13 protein-coding genes are annotated in these 18360 nt (G+C 36.6%); all 13 read left to right on the plus strand.

Annotated elements, in window-relative coordinates:
• Positions 1-68 precede the first annotated feature (68 nt).
• The 13 genes from AC1W31_RS01530 to AC1W31_RS01590 all read left to right on the plus strand — a co-directional run bounded on the left by AC1W31_RS01530 (position 69) and on the right by AC1W31_RS01590 (position 18344).
• On the plus strand, positions 69-2327 hold the full coding sequence (locus tag AC1W31_RS01530; RefSeq protein WP_481732632.1) for a TonB-dependent receptor: 2259 nt from the start codon (positions 69-71) through the stop codon (positions 2325-2327).
• A gap of 482 nt (positions 2328-2809) precedes the next feature.
• Positions 2810-4021: a cytochrome c3 family protein gene (locus AC1W31_RS01535; protein WP_481732633.1), complete on the plus strand. Its 1212-nt coding sequence runs from the start codon at positions 2810-2812 to the stop codon at positions 4019-4021.
• A 127-nt stretch (positions 4022-4148) separates the two neighbouring features.
• Positions 4149-7271: a TAT-variant-translocated molybdopterin oxidoreductase gene (locus tag AC1W31_RS01540; RefSeq protein ID WP_481732634.1), complete on the plus strand. Its 3123-nt coding sequence runs from the start codon at positions 4149-4151 to the stop codon at positions 7269-7271.
• A gap of 33 nt (positions 7272-7304) precedes the next feature.
• Complete coding sequence (gene nrfD / locus AC1W31_RS01545; protein WP_481732635.1) at positions 7305-8714, plus strand: NrfD/PsrC family molybdoenzyme membrane anchor subunit; 1410 nt, start codon at positions 7305-7307, stop codon at positions 8712-8714.
• 129 nt (positions 8715-8843) lie between these two features.
• Positions 8844-9368: a DUF3341 domain-containing protein gene (locus tag AC1W31_RS01550; protein ID WP_481732636.1), complete on the plus strand. Its 525-nt coding sequence runs from the start codon at positions 8844-8846 to the stop codon at positions 9366-9368.
• A 115-nt stretch (positions 9369-9483) separates the two neighbouring features.
• A complete protein-coding gene (locus AC1W31_RS01555) occupies positions 9484-10107 on the plus strand; it encodes a c-type cytochrome (RefSeq protein ID WP_481732637.1) in 624 nt (207 codons plus the stop codon).
• Positions 10108-10259: 152 nt separating this feature from the next.
• Entirely contained in the window at positions 10260-11588 is a 1329-nt protein-coding gene (locus tag AC1W31_RS01560; RefSeq protein WP_481732638.1) for a quinol:cytochrome C oxidoreductase, read from the plus strand.
• Positions 11589-11758: 170 nt separating this feature from the next.
• Entirely contained in the window at positions 11759-12868 is a 1110-nt protein-coding gene (locus AC1W31_RS01565; protein ID WP_481732639.1) for a cytochrome c oxidase subunit II, read from the plus strand.
• Between the two features lie 39 nt (positions 12869-12907).
• Positions 12908-14794 carry a cytochrome c oxidase subunit I gene (locus tag AC1W31_RS01570; protein ID WP_481732640.1) on the plus strand — a complete coding sequence of 629 codons (1887 nt, stop codon included), beginning with the start codon at positions 12908-12910 and terminating at the stop codon, positions 14792-14794.
• Between the two features lie 208 nt (positions 14795-15002).
• A complete protein-coding gene (locus tag AC1W31_RS01575) occupies positions 15003-15965 on the plus strand; it encodes a COX15/CtaA family protein (RefSeq protein ID WP_481732641.1) in 963 nt (320 codons plus the stop codon).
• A 5-nt stretch (positions 15966-15970) separates the two neighbouring features.
• The gene (gene cyoE / locus AC1W31_RS01580) at positions 15971-16858 is read left to right on the plus strand and encodes a heme o synthase (protein ID WP_481732642.1); all 888 of its coding nucleotides are present in this window, start codon (positions 15971-15973) and stop codon (positions 16856-16858) included.
• A gap of 4 nt (positions 16859-16862) precedes the next feature.
• Positions 16863-17456, plus strand: coding sequence for a cytochrome c oxidase subunit 3 (locus tag AC1W31_RS01585; protein ID WP_481732643.1), 594 nt, complete (start codon positions 16863-16865; stop codon positions 17454-17456).
• Positions 17457-17591: 135 nt separating this feature from the next.
• Positions 17592-18344: a cytochrome c oxidase subunit 3 gene (locus tag AC1W31_RS01590; protein WP_481732644.1), complete on the plus strand. Its 753-nt coding sequence runs from the start codon at positions 17592-17594 to the stop codon at positions 18342-18344.
• Positions 18345-18360 lie beyond the last annotated feature (16 nt).

Here is an 18360-nt window from a genome sequence, read left to right on the forward strand (position 1 = left end):
ATTTTGTGGCACGCTTATTTTTGGAATAATTTTTAAAAGTTTCCGTAAAAATTTACCTTTACAAAATCATGAAAAAACTCTTACCGCTGATTATATTTTTCATTTCAACGCAGGCTTTCGCCCATTTAGGAAGTATTTCTGGAACGGTTTTCGATGAGAAGACAAATCTACCAATACAAGGCGTGAGTGTACAATTGACGGGTTTGAACAAAGCAATTTTGACCAACGAATTAGGACAATATCACTTTGAAAATTTAGTTGCAGCACCTTATAAAATCGAATTTTTACATCTTGGTTTCAAGGCACAAGCAATTACTGCGGTCGTAAAAGATGATGAAAACACTTTTTTGAAAGTTTCGATGGGTTATAAATCCATTGAATTAACTGAAATCGTCGTTCCTTCCCAACGCCCTCACGACCAGCAACTTATCAGTAGTTTAGACCTTAAATTACGCCCCATCACCAATTCCCAAGAAGTTTTAAGGATGGTGCCAGGACTTTTCATTGGGCAACACGCTGGTGGAGGAAAAGCAGAACAAATTTTCTTGCGGGGGTACGATCTCGACCACGGAACTGATATTCGCTTAACCGTTGATGGAATGCCCGTAAATATGGTCTCCCACGCCCACGGGCAAGGCTACGCCGATTTGCATTTTGTCATTCCAGAATTAATTCAAGGCGTGGACTTTAAAAAAGGTTCTTACAATGCCGAAAAAGGCAATTTAGCCACCGCAGGATGGGTAGATTTTCGTACAAAAAACACCATAGAACACTCATTTTTGAAAGTTGAAGGCGGTCAATATAATACTTACCGTGCCGTTGGTGGATTAGATTTATTGGGTGAAAAAGGAAAACAAAAAAATCAATCTGCTTATTTAGCCTCAGAATATTCTTACAGTGATTCTTATTTCGATAATCCACAAAATTTTAAACGAGTAAATATAATTGGTAAATTTCACGGACATCTTACCAATAATACCAACTTAACTTTAACGGGTTCAACCTTTTGGAGTAAATGGAATCATTCAGGACAAATTCCCGACCGTGCCATTGCTTCAGGATTGACAGATTTCTTCGGCTCAATTGACCCAACCGAAGGCGGAGAAACCAGCAGAACAAACGTAAATGCCCAATTTGTGACGATTACACCCAGAAATCACGTCATCAAAAATCAGCTTTTTTACAGCAACTATAATTTTGAGTTGTATTCTAATTTTACATTCTTCAGAGAAGATTCCATCAATGGCGACCAAATTCGCCAAAAAGAACACCGTAATTTGTTCGGTTATAATGGTAGTTATTCAACCAATACCTCAATTGGAGAAAAAGATTTCACGACTACATTTGGCATCCAATATCGTCAGGATATTACCAACGGAACGGAATTATCAAGAACAAAAGACCGTGTCATTACGACTAATGCCTTAAAATTAGGAAATATCAACGAAATAAATGCGGCTATTTATGCCGATGAACTCATCAAAGTTTCGGATAAATTTACCATCAATGCGGGAATTAGATTTGATTACTTTCATAATAAATACGAAGATTTATTGCTGAATCCGAGTAACAATATCGGAACGGCAGAAGCAACGATTATTTCGCCAAAATTGAATTTTTATTACACCTTTAATCCAAGGTTTCAACTTTATCTGAATACTGGAAAAGGCTTTCACTCGAATGATACCAGAGTGGTAGTTCCACAAGGCGGATTACAAATTTTGCCCGCAACGTATGGTTCAGATTTAGGAATAATTTATAAACCATTTCCAAAATTATTAATCAATGCCGCATCGTGGTATATTTTCTCACAACAAGAGTTTGTTTATGTTGGTGATGAAGGTGTTGTTGAACCGAGCGGACGCTCACGCAGGTACGGAATTGATGTCTCAGTAAGGTATCAATTAACAAAAGCACTTTACGCAGATATTGATTTGAATACGGCAACCCCTCGTTCAATGGATGCGGAGGCTGGGAAAAACTATTTACCCCTCGCTCCTACATTCACAACGGTTGGCGGATTATCGTTAAAAACACCTTTTGGATTGAGTGGTTCAATTCGTTACAGATACATTGCCGACCGCCCAGCCAATGAAGATAATTCAATCGTAGCAAAAGGCTATTTTGTGAATGATTTACAAATCAATTACACCAAAGGGCATTACAACTTTGGTTTATCAATCCAAAACCTTTTTGATGTTCGTTGGAAAGAAACGCAATTTGCCACAGAAAGTAGATTAAAAGGAGAAGTATCACCCATTGAAGAAATTCATTTTACACCAGGAACACCATTCTTCGGGCGGTTGAGTTTAGCTTATAACTTTTGATTTTAAAAACAATTTCTAAGGACGTGTTCGCTTAAAGCGAACACGTCCTATTTTGTTAGAAATCTACCCATTTGATTTAAAATACATACACTATCAAACATTTTTTTGACACAAAACCTTCTAACATTACACTAAAAACATACATTGGTATTAATTCCTTTCGTAGTTTTGTACGTGATACTCTTTCTAAATCTCTTTCTTAATAAAGTCCAATACAATCTGTTTAAAGTAAAAACTTATCGTTTTTGCTATTTAGAAAACGTCTAAATAGTTCCCTTGATAAGAAAAAGTATCGAAAATGAACAAAAATATAATTGGTTCGTAATTTTTCCGATTGTACTTTTGTAACCCGAAAAAGGGGTAAATTTGAGTTTTTAAACCAAAAAATGTTTTTGTTGCGATTAAAAATCAAACACTAACTTTCTTGAATAATTAAATTTAATTAGCGTAATTTTATATAAATGTTCTGTAATAAAACGATTATGACAATCATGAAACGCTTGAAAAATGTTTCTTTAATAGCAATTTTAGGATTCTTCGCTTCATTCGCAAGCGTGAACGCCCAAGATATTGCTGAAGGTGAACAAATCTTTAAAAATAACTGCTCAACTTGTCACGCTGTAACGGATGAAGTAGTTGTAGGCCCTGGCTTGAAAGGCATTTTGCAAAGAAGACCAATTGACTGGATTATAAAGTGGGTGAATAATCCACAAGCAGTTATTGCCTCTGGTGATAAATACGCCGTTGATTTATACAACAAAATGAATAAGGCACAGATGACTGCCTATCCAGGATATTCAGCAGCACAAATTACCAGTGTCATTGCTTATGTCGATGCTCAAGCTGTTGTAGTGCCGATTCCTACTGCTGGAACTCCCTCTACTGGAACTCCCTCAGAAGGTTCTTCAAACGGTGGAATGATGCAATACATCATGATTGCCCTATTAGCAGTAATGGTTTTAGTATTAATTGCTTTATTATCAATCGTTTCGAGTTTAACAAAATTGGCTTCGATTGATGCTACTTCTGAGGAAGCTCAAAAAATCCCTTTACTTCAAAGAATCACCGAAAACGTTAAGAAATTAACGGCAAATAGTGCTTTCAAAACGGGTGCAGCGTTGTTAATTACATTATTAATTGGAAAAGCAACGATTGATGCGGCTTACGGAATCGGTATTCATAAAGGATACGCTCCCGAACAACCTATTCAATTCTCTCACAAACTTCACGCTGGTCAATACGAAATTAATTGTACCTATTGCCACACAGGCGTTTACAAAGGAAAAGGTGCAAATATTCCTTCGGCAAACATTTGTATGAACTGCCATAATGCGATTAAACGTGAATCTCCAGAAATTCAAAAAATTTATCGTTCTCTTGAAAAAGATGAGCCAATTCAGTGGGTGCGAGTACACAACCTTCCAGATTTGGCCTATTTCAATCACTCTCAACACACAAACGTTGGCGGTTTAGAATGTACAAACTGTCACGGAGAGATTGCTAAAATGGAAGTTGTTCAACAACGTTCATCTTTAACAATGGGATGGTGTATTGATTGTCACAGAAAGACAAACGTAAATGCAAAAGGGAATGCCTACTATGATAAATTAGTAGAATTGCACAATAGCGAAAACAAAGAACCATTAAAAGTACAAGACATTGGTGGTTTAGAATGTTCAAAGTGCCACTATTAAGAAATTGGTGAATTAGTGACTGGTGATTGGTGATTATTAAATGACCTCCCCAAAAGCAAAAACGTTAATCAAGACATTAAAAAAAGCCGATTGCCGAAAGTCAAAAAGCTAATCACATATTACAAATATGGAAAATAATACAAAGCGGTATTGGAGAGGAATTGAGGAATTGACAAACAGTTCAGAGTTTGTCAAACACGCACATCGTGAATTTGGTGATGCTCCAACAGCGGACGATAAAGGAGAATTAATCATTGATGGAACAAATACTGTTCGTCGTGACTTCTTGAAAGTTTTAGGTTTTGGCGTATCTGCCGTGGCATTAGCCGCTTGCGAAGCGCCCATCAAAAAAGCAATTCCGTACTTAAATAAACCAGAAGACGTTGAGCCAACTATTGCCAACTGGTACGCATCAACCTTCGTGGATGGTGGTGAATACGCTTCGATATTGGTAAAAACTCGTGAAGGTCGTCCTATCAAAGTTGAAGGAAATAAGGCTTCATCAGTAAGTAAAGGGGCATTATCTGCTCGTGTACAGGCATCTGTATTGAGTCTTTATGATAACGAAAAATTAAAAGGAGCAACAATTAGTAGTAAAGCTGCTGATTGGACTTTAGCTGATAAAGAAATTATTGCTGAGTTAAGTAAAGTTGCCGTTCGTGGAGGTCAAATTAGAATTGTATCAAATACCATTCTTTCACCAACCACAAAGAAAGTTATAAGTGAATTTATTGCTAAATACCCAACCACAAAATTAGTTACTTACGATGCCAATTCGGTATCAGGCTTGGTACAAGCCAATGGCGGGATATTACCAAGTTTTGATTTCAGCAAAGCAAAAACAATCGTTTCAATCGGAGCTGACTTCTTAGGTACTTGGATTGCTCCAACTGAATTCGCTGGACAATGGGCAAAAACCCGTAGAGTAAATTCAGGCGAAGGTGGAAATAGAGAAATGTCTCGTCATTATCAGTTTGAGACAATCATGTCTAACACTGGTGCAAACGCTGATTATCGTGCAACTTACAAGCCTTCACAGGAAGGTTTAGTAGTAACGGCTCTTTATAATGCCATTGCAAGAAAAATTGGTGGTGTAGCTATTTCATCTGCATCCGTTAAGATTGACCATTTGGATAAAGCTGCTGTTGATTTAGTAACAACAAAAGGAGCATCATTGGTAGTTTCAGGATCAAATGACCCAGCCGTTCAAACCGTAGTAGTTGCTATCAACGTTATGTTAGGTGCTTATGGTTCTACAATTGATGCAGGAACTATATCAAATTACCGTCAAGGTTTTGATGCTGAAATGTCAATGTTTATTAATGAAGCAAAGGCAGGACAAATTGGTGCAGTAATTTTCTACAATGCAAACCCAGTTTATAATCACCCACGTGGAATAGAATTAGGAGAAGCATTATCAAAAATTGAGTTGACCATTTCAACCAATGACCGTGCTGACGAAACAGGATCACTTTGTAAATACAACACGCCAGATTCACATTATTTAGAATCATGGAACGATGCTGAGCCTAAAAGAGGTCACTTCTCTTTCACACAACCAACTATCTCAACTATTTTCAAAACTCGTCAAACTCAATCAAGTCTTTTAAAATGGGCTGGTTTGGATTCAGACTACGCAACTTACCTTGAAAATGGGTGGGTAGCAACTTTGGGAAGTAATGTAGCATGGTCGAAAGCATTGCATGATGGTATTTACGAGCCAAGTTCTATTGTTGCCTTCAATGTTCCTCAAACTGATTTAGCTGATGCAGTGGTTTCGATATCGAAAAACTACAAAGCAAATACTGGTGATAAAATGGAGTTAGCTATTTATGAAAAAGTAACGATGGGTACTGGTTCACAAGCTAATAACCCATTCTTACAAGAATGCCCAGAACCAGTTTCTAAATCGTGTTGGGGCAATTATGCTACCGTTTCTTTAGCGACTGCTAAGAAATTAGGTTTAGATCAAGAAGTAGAATTAGATACGCTTGAAGTTGAAGTTTCAGTAAATGGTAAATCAATAAAATTACCATTCATTGTTCAACCAGGTCAAGCAAATGACACCGTAGCCATAGCTATTGGATACGGCCGTACAAAAGCAGGTAAATCAGCCAATGGTGTTGGTGCAAATGTTTATCCTTTTGCTTCAACGATTGGCGGAAATATTGCCTTCTCAAATACGGGTGATGTTCAAGTGAAAGCCACAGGTGAAACTGCTAAAATTGCTCGTACACAAACGCACAATACCGTAATGGCTCGTGAGTCAGTTGTTCAAGAAACCGTTCTTAGTGCTTATAAGAAAAATGTAGAAGCTGGTCGTTTCAAGCCATCGGTTGTAACATCGGAAGGTAAGAAAGAGATTTCTGCCTTAAACGGAAACAAGCAAGAAATTAGCGATAAAGAAGTTTCATTATGGAACGGACACAGATACAATAATCACGCATGGGGAATGGTCATCGACTTGAACACTTGTACTGGTTGTGCAGCCTGTGTAGTTTCTTGTAATGCTGAAAATAATATTGCAGTGGTAGGTCGTCAAGAAGTAATTAATCGTCGTGAAATGCACTGGATGCGTATCGACCGTTACTATTCTTCTGATGCTGACGTTGAAGATGTAAAAGGATTAGAAAATGCTTCTGAAAACCCAGAAGTTGTGTTCCAACCAATGCTTTGCCAGCACTGTAACAACGCTCCGTGTGAGACTGTTTGTCCAGTATTAGCAACAACTCACTCAACGGAAGGGTTGAACCAAATGACTTATAACCGTTGTATCGGTACACGTTATTGTGCCAACAACTGTCCATATAAAGTACGTCGTTTCAACTGGTTCCGTTACTACCAAACAGACGAATATGATTTTCAATTCAACAACGATTTAGGTCGTATGGTGATTAACCCAGATGTAACGGTTCGTTCACGTGGTGTTATGGAAAAATGTTCAATGTGTATTCAACGTATCCAAGCGGGTAAACTGGAAGCCAAGAAAGAAAAAAGAAGACCAATTGATGGAGAAATCCAAGTAGCTTGCGCTCAATCTTGTCCAACTGATGCGATTACATTTGGAGATATGAATGACGAAACAACTGCCATCTCGAAATTATTATCTAATGAGAGAAAGGGACGTGCTTTCGGAGTGATCGAAGAAATTAACGTTAAGCCAAGTATTTCTTACTTAGTTAAAATCCGTAATAAGGATGAAAAAGTAAGTAAGGAAGGAGCTGTTGCAGAATCAAAAGAACACGTATAGTAAATAGAAACTAAAATCTTAAATTAAAAATATATGTCGCACGTAGTATCACCCATAAGAGAAACCCTTGTTTCAGGCGGTAAATCTTATCATGACGTTACAAATGATATTTGTAAGCAAGTTGAGGGAGAACCTACCAAAGAGTGGAAAATCGCTTTTGGAGTTTCTTGCTTAGTATTCGCTTATGGCGCTTTTTGCTTAGGCTACACGTGGTGGCAAGGCATCGGAGTTTGGGGTTTGAATAAGACCGTAGGCTGGGCATGGGATATTACCAACTTTGTATGGTGGGTAGGCATCGGTCACGCAGGTACACTAATTTCAGCCGTATTGTTATTATTTCGTCAAAAATGGAGAACATCCATTAACCGTTCTGCTGAAGCTATGACCATCTTTGCCGTACTTTGTGCAGCATCGTTTATCTTAGCTCACATGGGACGTCCTTGGTTATTTCACTGGGCATTACCTTTGCCAAATACATTCGGTTCGTTGTGGGTAAACTTCAACTCTCCTCTGGTATGGGACGTTTTTGCTATCTCAACATATCTCTCCGTATCATTAGTATTCTGGTACATGGGTCTTGTTCCTGATTTAGCAACTATCCGTGATAGAGCGCAAACAAAAGCTTCAAAATTCTGGTATGGTGCATTCAGTTTAGGTTGGACAGGTTCAGCAAAAACTTGGGCTCGTTACGAATACGTTTCTCTGATTTTAGCGGGTATTTCAACACCACTTGTACTTTCAGTACACACAATCGTATCAATGGACTTTGCAACGTCTGTTATCCCGGGATGGCACACGACAATCTTCCCTCCATATTTTGTGGCAGGAGCAATTTTCTCAGGTTTTGCCATGGTACAAAGTCTTTTGTTGATTACTCGTGTAGTATTCAAATTAGAAGATTATATTACCATTGAACACATTGAAATGATGAACATCATTATCACTGTTACAGGTTCAATTGTAGGTATTGCATATTTAACTGAATTTTTCATTGCTTGGTATTCAGGCGTTGAATATGAGTCTTATGCTTTCATTAACCGTGCCACTGGGCCATATTGGTGGGCATATTGGATGATGATGACTTGTAACGTAGTATCTCCACAATTATTCTGGTTCAAGAAAATACGTACCAGTATTTTGGTATCATTTATTTTGTCGATAGTAGTAAACGTGGGTATGTGGTTCGAGCGTTTTGTAATTATTGTAACATCTTTACACCGTGATTATCTTCCATCTTCATGGGCGATGTTTACGCCAACGATGTTTGACATTGGTGATTATATTTTCTCATTCGGTTTATTCTTTACTTTATTCTTCTTGTTTGCCAAGTTTTTACCAGTAATCAATATGTTCGAAGTGAAAGCAGTAATGAAAGGTGTTTCAACAAACTATCCTTTCAAGAAAAAACCATCGGGAGAAAAAGAAAAAGAAACAATTCATTAATAGCTTTCAGCTGTTAGCTTTTGGCTATCGGCTTTTAGATAAGTTATTAAAAAGATAAATAAGAAAATTCTCAATAGAAATTTTTTAAAAGCTGAAAGCTCATCGCTAAAAGCTGAAAGCCAAAAAACAATGGATTCAACAGAAAGATATTTAGTAGGAGTTTACGACGATGATGAAGAAGTAGTCGCTGCCGTTACCGAAGTCAAAAACACCGGTGTGAAGATTGAAGAAGTCTATACGCCATTCCCAATTCACGGATTAGACGTTGCAATTGGACACCCACGTACACGTATTCCAATTGCAGCCTTTATGTTTGGTTGTTTAGGGTTAATCACTATTTTCTCTTTGATTAACTATACAATGGTTTTTGACTGGCCAATGATTATTGGAGGTAAAGATTATTTTGCCTTGCCAGACTGGATTCCAGTATCTTTTGAAGGAACCGTTTTATTTACTGCTTTCGGAATGGTTGGAACTTTTTTAGTATCAAACAGTCTATGGCCTGGTAAAAAACAAAGAACGTTTGATTTGAGAAGTACAGATGATAAATTTATTATGACCGTAAATATGGCCAATAATAGAAAATCTGAATCTGAAATCGAAACAATTTTGAGAGCATCAGGTGCAATCGAAGTAAATGTTAAACAATTTTAGTTGATTAGGTAATAGTTGTTAGGTATTAGGTATTAGTATTTCATAAAAGACTTCACTAAACCCTAAAACCCAAAACCAGAAACCTAACATAACTTACGACTAATAATCAAAAATTATGTTTACCAATAAAACAAACAGTCTCATCCTATCTGGAATTGTTGCTTTTGCAATAACATCTTGTGCGGATAAACATAACGATCAAGGTACAGAATTTGCGCCAAATATGTATCATTCTGTTGGATATGAGCCACTTTCACAATCAGAAGGAGATACCAATCATATCAATCCTTACGGAATGAATATGCGTTTGCCAGTAAAAGGCACTGTTCCACGTAAATATTACGGACAAGTGGCAAAAACAGATTCTATTGATGGAGATTTGTTAGAAATGGAGTTAGTTTCTCGCAACATCAAATCAGGAGATATGGCATCATCAGAAGCCTTATTGACGAATCCTTTTGAACCAACAGAAGTAAATCTTGAAGCTGGAAAATTACAGTATGAAAGATACTGCCAACACTGTCATGGTGAAGCTGGTAAAGGCGATGGATTAGTAGCTAAAATGTACAAAGGTGTACCAATCTATTCATCGGATGCTTTAAAAAACTTGAATGATGGACATATTTACCACACTATAACACACGGAAAAGGACGTATGTGGGCTCATGGCTCGCAAGTTTCACCATCCGACCGTTGGAAAATTGTACTTTATGTGCATCAATTACAACAAGCACCTTAATTCAAATTCGAGAATTTGAGAATTTTTTAATTTGAAAATGATTAATGATTCCGATTTTTCAATAGAATAAATTTACAAAGGCTGATAAATTATAGTTAAAAATATCAACTAATTTTCAAATTATTTAATTTTCAAATTATCAAATTACACTAATGGCGGGACATTCACATTTTTCCCCATCTAATGTCGAAGAACATTTTGAGTTCACGGCGGAAGGTCGCAAAAGAGTTATTTATGCTTTTTTAGCAGGAACAATAGCACTAATTGTCGGAATATTTTTGTTATCTCGTGGAGAACACGATGCTGCTCATGCGGTAGCAGGGCACGGTGCAGAACATGGAAGTCATGAATCAGGCGGAGCAGTTTCTCATCATGAAACCTATGACTGGACAACTCGAATCTGGGCAAACCTTTGGTTGAACGGTGTATTTTTTACGGGTATTGCGGTAATTGGTATGTTCTTTGTTTCACTACAGTACTTATCAAAAGCAGGTTGGTCATCGGTAGTGAAACGAGTTGCAGAGGCATTCCCTCCATTTTTGATCGTTACAGGTTCAATCTTAACTTTTGTTTTTCTATATAAAGGAGATGTACTTTTCCACTGGATGCACGAAGGAATATCGGTAAAAGGTAGTGAAAATTACGATAAAGTTATCGCAGGAAAATCAGGCTATTTGAATAAATGGTTCTTCTTGGGGCGTATGGTCTTCTTCTTTGGAGGTTGGTTAGTTCTTTGGAACTGGATGCGTAAAAAATCAATAGCCGAAGATTTGGATGGAGGAACGGATAACTTCTATTCAATGGTAAAGATTGGCACAATCTTTATTCTGTTAATGGGTGTGTCAAGTTCAATGTCAGCTTGGGATTGGGTTATGTCAATTGATACTCACTGGTTTTCAACCATGTTTGGCTGGTATATGTTCTCTTCATGGCACGTAACTGGTTTAGCTACTATCACACTAACCGTTTTGTTGTTGAAAGATAAAGGGTATATGCAATATGTAAATTTCAACCATTTACACGATTTAGGTAAATTCATGTTTGCATTTTCTATCTTCTGGACATACGTATGGTTTGCACAATTTCTATTGATTTACTACGCTAACTTCCCTGAGGAAACAATTTATTTTTTAGAGCGTTGGGAAGGACACGACAAAATTTATAAGGCTACTGAGATTTTGAATGTATTTTTCAACTTCTTTTTCCCTTTCTTAGTAATGATGTCTCGTGATGCAAAACGTACACCAATTTTCTTGAAAATCTGTTGTGCATTTATTATCGTAGGGCATTACTTAGATTTTTACCAAATGATTATGCCAGGGACAGTGGGTAAACATGGTGGATATGGATTAGTAGAATTTGGCATGGTTGCGATGTTTGCTTCAGCATTTGTATATATTGTTTCAGTACAATTAACGAAAGCATCTTTAGTAGCGAAAAATCATCCTTTCTTAGAAGAAGCACTTCATCACGATATTTAGTAATTGAATGTTTATTGAAAAGCTTTCGATAATTTTCCATAAAAAATGCAAGTAGTTAAAAACATTTCTATTCAACATTTTTTTATATAGGAGTAAGTAATTCACTACTTGCAATATTTAACAAGTAGTTTTACAAAACAGAATTTATAACCAAAAAATTAGCTAATAAAATGACATATTTAATAGGTCTTTTGTCGGTAATATTCTTAGCATTGGCAATCATGATTGTCAATAAGAGTATGACTCTATCCAAAGGAATCAAAGGAGTTCAAGAAGACACCGATTCACCAGTAGATAGTGCCAATAACATAAATGCCATCGGATTCCTTGTGTTCTTAGTTTTGGGATCAATTGGTGCAACTTGGTCATTCCTCCATTCAAAGCCTGATTTACTACCAGTAGCAGCCTCAGACCATGGTTTAATCACCGACAGAATGTTCTGGATATCAATGGGGGTAATTACGCTTGCATTCTTTGTAACTAATGCGTTACTATTTATTTTTCCATTTATGTATCGTTACAAAAAAGGAAGAGTTGCAGCATTTTACCCGGTAAATCATAAAATAGAACTTATCTGGACGGTTGTTCCAGCTGTTGTGATGGCAGTTTTGGTATTCTCAGGATGGAGAACTTGGAGAGATATTACTTCACAAGCTCCTGATAATGCTGTTGTCATTGAATTAACAGGTCATCAATTTGGATGGTATGTACGTTACGCTGGAAATGATGACCAAAAATTAGGAAATCATAATTATAAGTTAATCAATGAAACAAATTCCTTGGGCATGGATTTTACGGATGAACATTGTTTTGATGATTTTACAGCTAATGAAATGCACCTCCCAAAAGGTGTTCCTGTATTACTAAAGATCAATGCACAAGACGTTTTACACTCGGTTTATTTACCTTACCACCGTGTTAAAATGGATGCTGTACCTGGAATGCCAACAAAATTTTGGTTTATACCAAATAAGTCAACAGATGAAATGCGTTATATTACTGGTAATCCAGAATTTAACTTTAAATTAAACTGTACAGAAATTTGTGGTCGTGGACACTTTGGAATGGCAATTACCGTTTTTGTGGATGAACCAGAAGAATATGCAGCTTGGTGTAAGCAACAAAAACCGTTCTTGACTCAAAATCCTGATTACTTAGCAAAAGTACCGGAGAAATTGAAATCAAAAGCACAAAAATATATTGAAGTATCAGCCCCTACGGCATCAGATAGCACCCAAGCAAGCGGTGCTACACCAGCAGCAGCAACTTCATTAAGATAAACATTTAGCTATTCAACAAAGAATAAATTAATATAAATCATGGCAACTGAAACACTACACGCAATCGACACTCACGCACATTCACACGATGAGCATGAGCATCACGAGTTGGGCTTCGTTCAAAAGTATATCTTCTCAGAAGACCACAAGACAATTGCAAAACAATATTTAATTTCTGGTATAATCTGGGCGTTTTTCGGGGGTGCTATGTCAATCATCTTTCGTTTACAATTAGGTTTTCCTAATATGGATTTAACTTGGTTAAAGCCAATTTTAGGTCAGTGGATTGTAGAAGGAAAATTAGAAAAAGAATTTTATTTAGCACTTGTAACAATGCATGGAACCATTATGGTATTCTTTGTATTGACGGCAGGTCTTTCAGGAACGTTCTCAAATTTCTTGATTCCATTACAAATTGGCGCAAGAGATATGGCCTCCGGATTTATCAATATGTTATCGTATTGGTTCTTCTTTGCAGCATCTGTGATTATGTTTGCTTCGTTATTCATTGAAACTGGTCCTGCATCAGGGGGTTGGGTAATTTATCCACCATTGAGCGCTTTGCCACAAGCAATGCCAGGTTCAGGTTTAGGTATGACTTTATGGCTATCAAGTATGGCATTGTTCATTGTTTCGCAGTTAATGGGAGGTATTAATTATATCTGTACAATTATCAACTTGCGTACACGTGGAATGTCATTCACAAAATTACCATTGACAATCTGGGCGTTTTTCTTTACCGCTATTTTAGGTTTATTATCATTCCCTGTATTGTTATCTGCGGCATTATTGTTAATTTTTGACCGTAGCTTTGGAACATCATTCTATTTATCAGAAATCTATATTGGCGGAGAAGCTTTACCAAATATTGGTGGTTCAGCAATTTTATACCAACATTTATTTTGGTTCTTAGGGCACCCAGAGGTTTATATTGTGTTGTTGCCAGCTTTGGGTATTACTTCAGAAATCATTGCTACTAACTCTCGTAAGCCTATTTTCGGATACCGTGCAATGATTGGTTCATTGATGGGAATTACCTTACTTGCTTTCATTGTATGGGCTCACCATATGTTCGTAACGGGTATGAATCCATTTTTAGGGTCAGTATTTATGTTCTTGACCCTAATTATTGCAGTTCCATCGGCAGTAAAATCATTTAATTATATCACTACGTTATGGAGGGGAAATATCATTTTCACACCAGCAATGTTGTTCTCAATTGGATTAGTTTCATTATTTATCTCAGGTGGTTTGACAGGTATTATTCTTGGTAACTCTGCTCTGGATATTAATTTACATGATACATACTTTGTAGTAGCTCACTTTCACTTAGTAATGGGTGCTGCATCATTCTTCGGATTGATGGCTGGGGTTTATCATTGGTTCCCTAAAATGTTTGGTAGAATGATGAATAAAACCGCTGGTTATGTTCACTTCTGGGCTACATTCGTAGGTGTTTATTGCGTGTTTTTCCCAATGCACTATATTGGTTTAGCTGGTTTTCCAAGACGTTATTATTCATTTACAGCACTTGGAAACGGTAGAATGGAAGCATTTGTTGATATGAATATGTTTATCTCAATTGCGGCAATTCTTACCTTCTCAGCACAAGCTATTTTTACGGTAAACTTTATTTATTCGATTTTTAAGGGTAAAAAAGCACCTCAAAATCCTTGGAGTTCAAATACTTTAGAATGGACAACACCTGTTAATCCAGGACACGGAAACTGGGAGGGAGAAATTCCAGCCGTTTATCGTTGGCCATACGATTATAGCAAACCAGGGTCAGCAACCGACTTCATTCCTCAGAATGTACCGTATTCAGCAACTCCTGAATCGAACTTCCCAGAAGAAAATGAAGAAATGGCGAAAGAGAAAGAAATCGAAGGATTGTTAGACAGCCAAAATTCAGTTTACAATCACTAAGAAATAAATACCTCTAACTTTGAGAATATATTAACTAAGAAAAATCTGGTTAATATATTCTCAATTTTGTTTAAAGGGAATTTGAAGTTTAATTTTTTAAAGAAAAAATTAGTTTTGTATCATTTTTTATGACAATTAGTACTTGTTGTTGATAGAGCAAATTCGTATTAATGTTGTGAACTGAAAATTAGTAATTACATATTTAGAAATGCTATTCCGAAAATTAGGCATCGCCACAATCATCACCGTATATCTGTTAGTTTTAGCAGGAGGTATAGTACGTAGTACGGGTTCAGGAATGGGTTGCCCAGATTGGCCTAAGTGTTTTGGCATGCTAATTCCCCCGACAGAGGCCAGTCAATTACCCACGAATTATCAACAAATTTATGCAGCAAAATTGCATGGTGAAGTTGAATTTAATGTTACTAAAACTTGGATTGAATACGCAAATCGTTTGTTGGGAGCATTAACTGGAATTATCGTTTTTGCAACCTTTTTAGCTTCTTTTGCTTATTGGAAGAAAGACAAAACAATTACCATTTTGTCATTTTTAGGAGTACTCTTAATCGGAGCTAATGGTGCATTAGGTAAATATGTAGTAGATTCTTTCCTAAAACCTGGCGTTGTTACTTTACACATGATATTGGCAGTTTTGGTGATATTTGTTCTACTATACGCTATCGCAAGAGCATGGTCAAAAGTAATTCGCATAGAATACGTGGAGAAAAAGTCGTTTTTGAATAAAATATTAATTCTTGTACTGGTGCTTTCAACTTCGCAAGTACTTTTGGGGACGCAGGTAAGAGAAGCAATTGATCAAGTGATTGCCAGTCCGATTTTTGGTTATAATCGTAAGGCTTGGATTGAGCAAATGGGTTTGCCATTTTATATACATCGCTCCTATTCTCTATTAATTTTGGGTTTACACATTTATCTAATTTGGCAACTCAGAAAGAATATCCAACAACAAGGCATCATTTATAAGTTTATGCAAGTGTTGGTTTTGATAATAATTATTGAAATTTTGTCAGGAACAGTGATGGCGTATTTTGGAGTACCACCCTATATGCAACCCATTCATTTGACCTTGGCAATCATTTCACTGGGAATACAGTTTGTAATTTTATTATTATTGAATTTTAAAAATGTAACACGGTTATCTCAATCGTGAAAAAAATGATTACGACAAACGAAAACATCTCAATCAGTACCGTTTCAAAAACAAAAGCGTATTATGAATTATTAAAATTCAGACTTTCAGCCTTGGTGGCATTCTCGGGAGCTTTTGGATATTCTTTAGCCGTTGATAGAATTGATTGGTGGAAATTATTTCTGATTAGCATCGGCGGTTTTTGTATTACAGGAGCTGCCAATATTGTCAATCAAATTAAGGAAATTGAATTGGATAAATTGATGAAACGCACGCAAAATCGTCCATTACCAACTGGTAGATTGAGCGTATATGAAGCATCAATATTCTGCATGATTCTTTTTACAATTGCCACTTATATTCTATTCATTGAATTCAACTATAAAGCAGGTTTGTTGGGCGTGCTGTCATTTCTATTATACGGATTCGTTTATACGCCTCTGAAAAGAGTTGGACCAATATCTGTATTTGTGGGTGCATTTCCTGGAGCATTTCCTCCAATGATTGGTTGGGTGGCAGCAACGGGTGCATTTGGCTTAGAACCAGGAATTTTATTTGCGATACAATTCTTCTGGCAGTTTCCTCATTTTTGGGCAATTGCTTGGGTAGCAGATGAAGATTACCAACGTGCGGGCTTCAAAATGTTACCAAATAATGGACACAAAGATTTGCGTACAGCAATCACCATGATGATTTATACTATTTTCCTTGTGCCTTGCGGATTTATCCCACATTTATTAGGAATGACAGGATTTAATTCAGCCATTGTAGCCGTTGTTTGTGGCGTATTATTTTTATCACAAACTTTTTATTTAATGTCAAAACCCACCGATAAGGCTGCCTTAATGATGATGTTTGGTTCGTTTATTTACTTACCAATTGTACAGATTGCCTTTTTAATGGATAAAATATAAAACCATGACACCAGAACATTTAGTAAATATAAATCTCGATGAGCCGGAAGAAACGCTCTCGATGAATCCCAAAAAATTCATGCTTTGGCTCGCCATCGTATCTATCTTAATGATGTTTGCAGGATGGACATCAGGTTACTTAGTTCGTAAAGCCGAAGGACGCTGGCACGAGTTTGAAATGCCAACAATTTTCTGGTATTCAACTGGGATATTGTTAATTAGCAGTATTTTTATGTTTTTCGCTGTAAGAGCTGCAAAAAATAACAATTTCAATACCCTAAAAATAGCAATATCTATTACTTTTGTATTCGGATTAGGATTTCTGACCACTCAAGTGATTGGTTTTTCTGATTTAATCAAGAATCAACTATATTTTGCCGGAAGTGATGTGGCAGCATCTTGGTTATATGCACTCATTGGACTGCATGCTGCTCACGTAATTTCAGGATTAGTTGTCTTGTTAATTTCCTTAGTTTCGTCATTTAGATTTACGAATGAAAAGAAAAATCTTACCAGAATCCAGTTATGTGCTACTTATTGGCACTTTTTAGATATTCTCTGGTTATATTTGTTCTTATTTTTATATTTCAATAGATAGAGTAAAAAGTTGAAAGTGAATAAGTTAAAAGTGAATAGGTTTCGTTAAATTATCGAAAAACTTATAAACTCTAAACTTATGAACCTTAAACTCATAAACTGTTAACTTAATTTTATTAATTAAAACCGTTAAAAAATGTCTGCAATACACGCTCCTGCCGTACCTGAAAATTTAACTTGGACGGGTGGTTCAGAACCAATGAAAGCAAGTTATGGAAAACTCATGATGTGGTTTTTCTTACTTTCGGATACCTTTACTTTTTCAGCTTTATTGGTAACTTACGGAATGATACGTTTCAGTAATAATGCCTATTCAGGTGCTCATGAGGCGTTCTTTTTCTCAACAACCCACTGGCCAATTCCTGATAAAGTATTTGCTGCATTACCATTTTTACATGGTGTTGAAGCTCCTTTGATTTTCGTTGGTATCATGACTTTTATCTTGATTTTTAGTTCAGTAACAATGGTTTTGGCCGTAGAAGCTGGACACCGTGGCGACCGTGCTGATGTAGAGAAATGGATGTTGTGGACAATTTTAGGAGGTTTTACTTTCTTGGGTTCTCAGGCTTGGGAATGGTCTCACTTTATACACGGACCAGAATTGACTTTAGCAGCAAAAGATGTAGCTGGAAATGCTATTGATGGCGCTAATTTAGTTCGTAATCCTTACGGACCTCCAGCTTTTGCAGATTTATTCTTTTTTATCACAGGGTTCCACGGAACACACGTATTCTCAGGTGTAATTTTGAATATCTTGATATTTTTCAATGCCGCAACAGGTGTTTATGAACGCCGTGGACATTATGAAATGGTTGAAAAAGTTGGTCTTTACTGGCACTTTGTAGATTTAGTATGGGTATTTGTATTTACATTTTTCTATTTAGTGTAATTACCCACGTAAATCT

Source organism: Arcicella sp. (genome assembly GCF_964672035.1).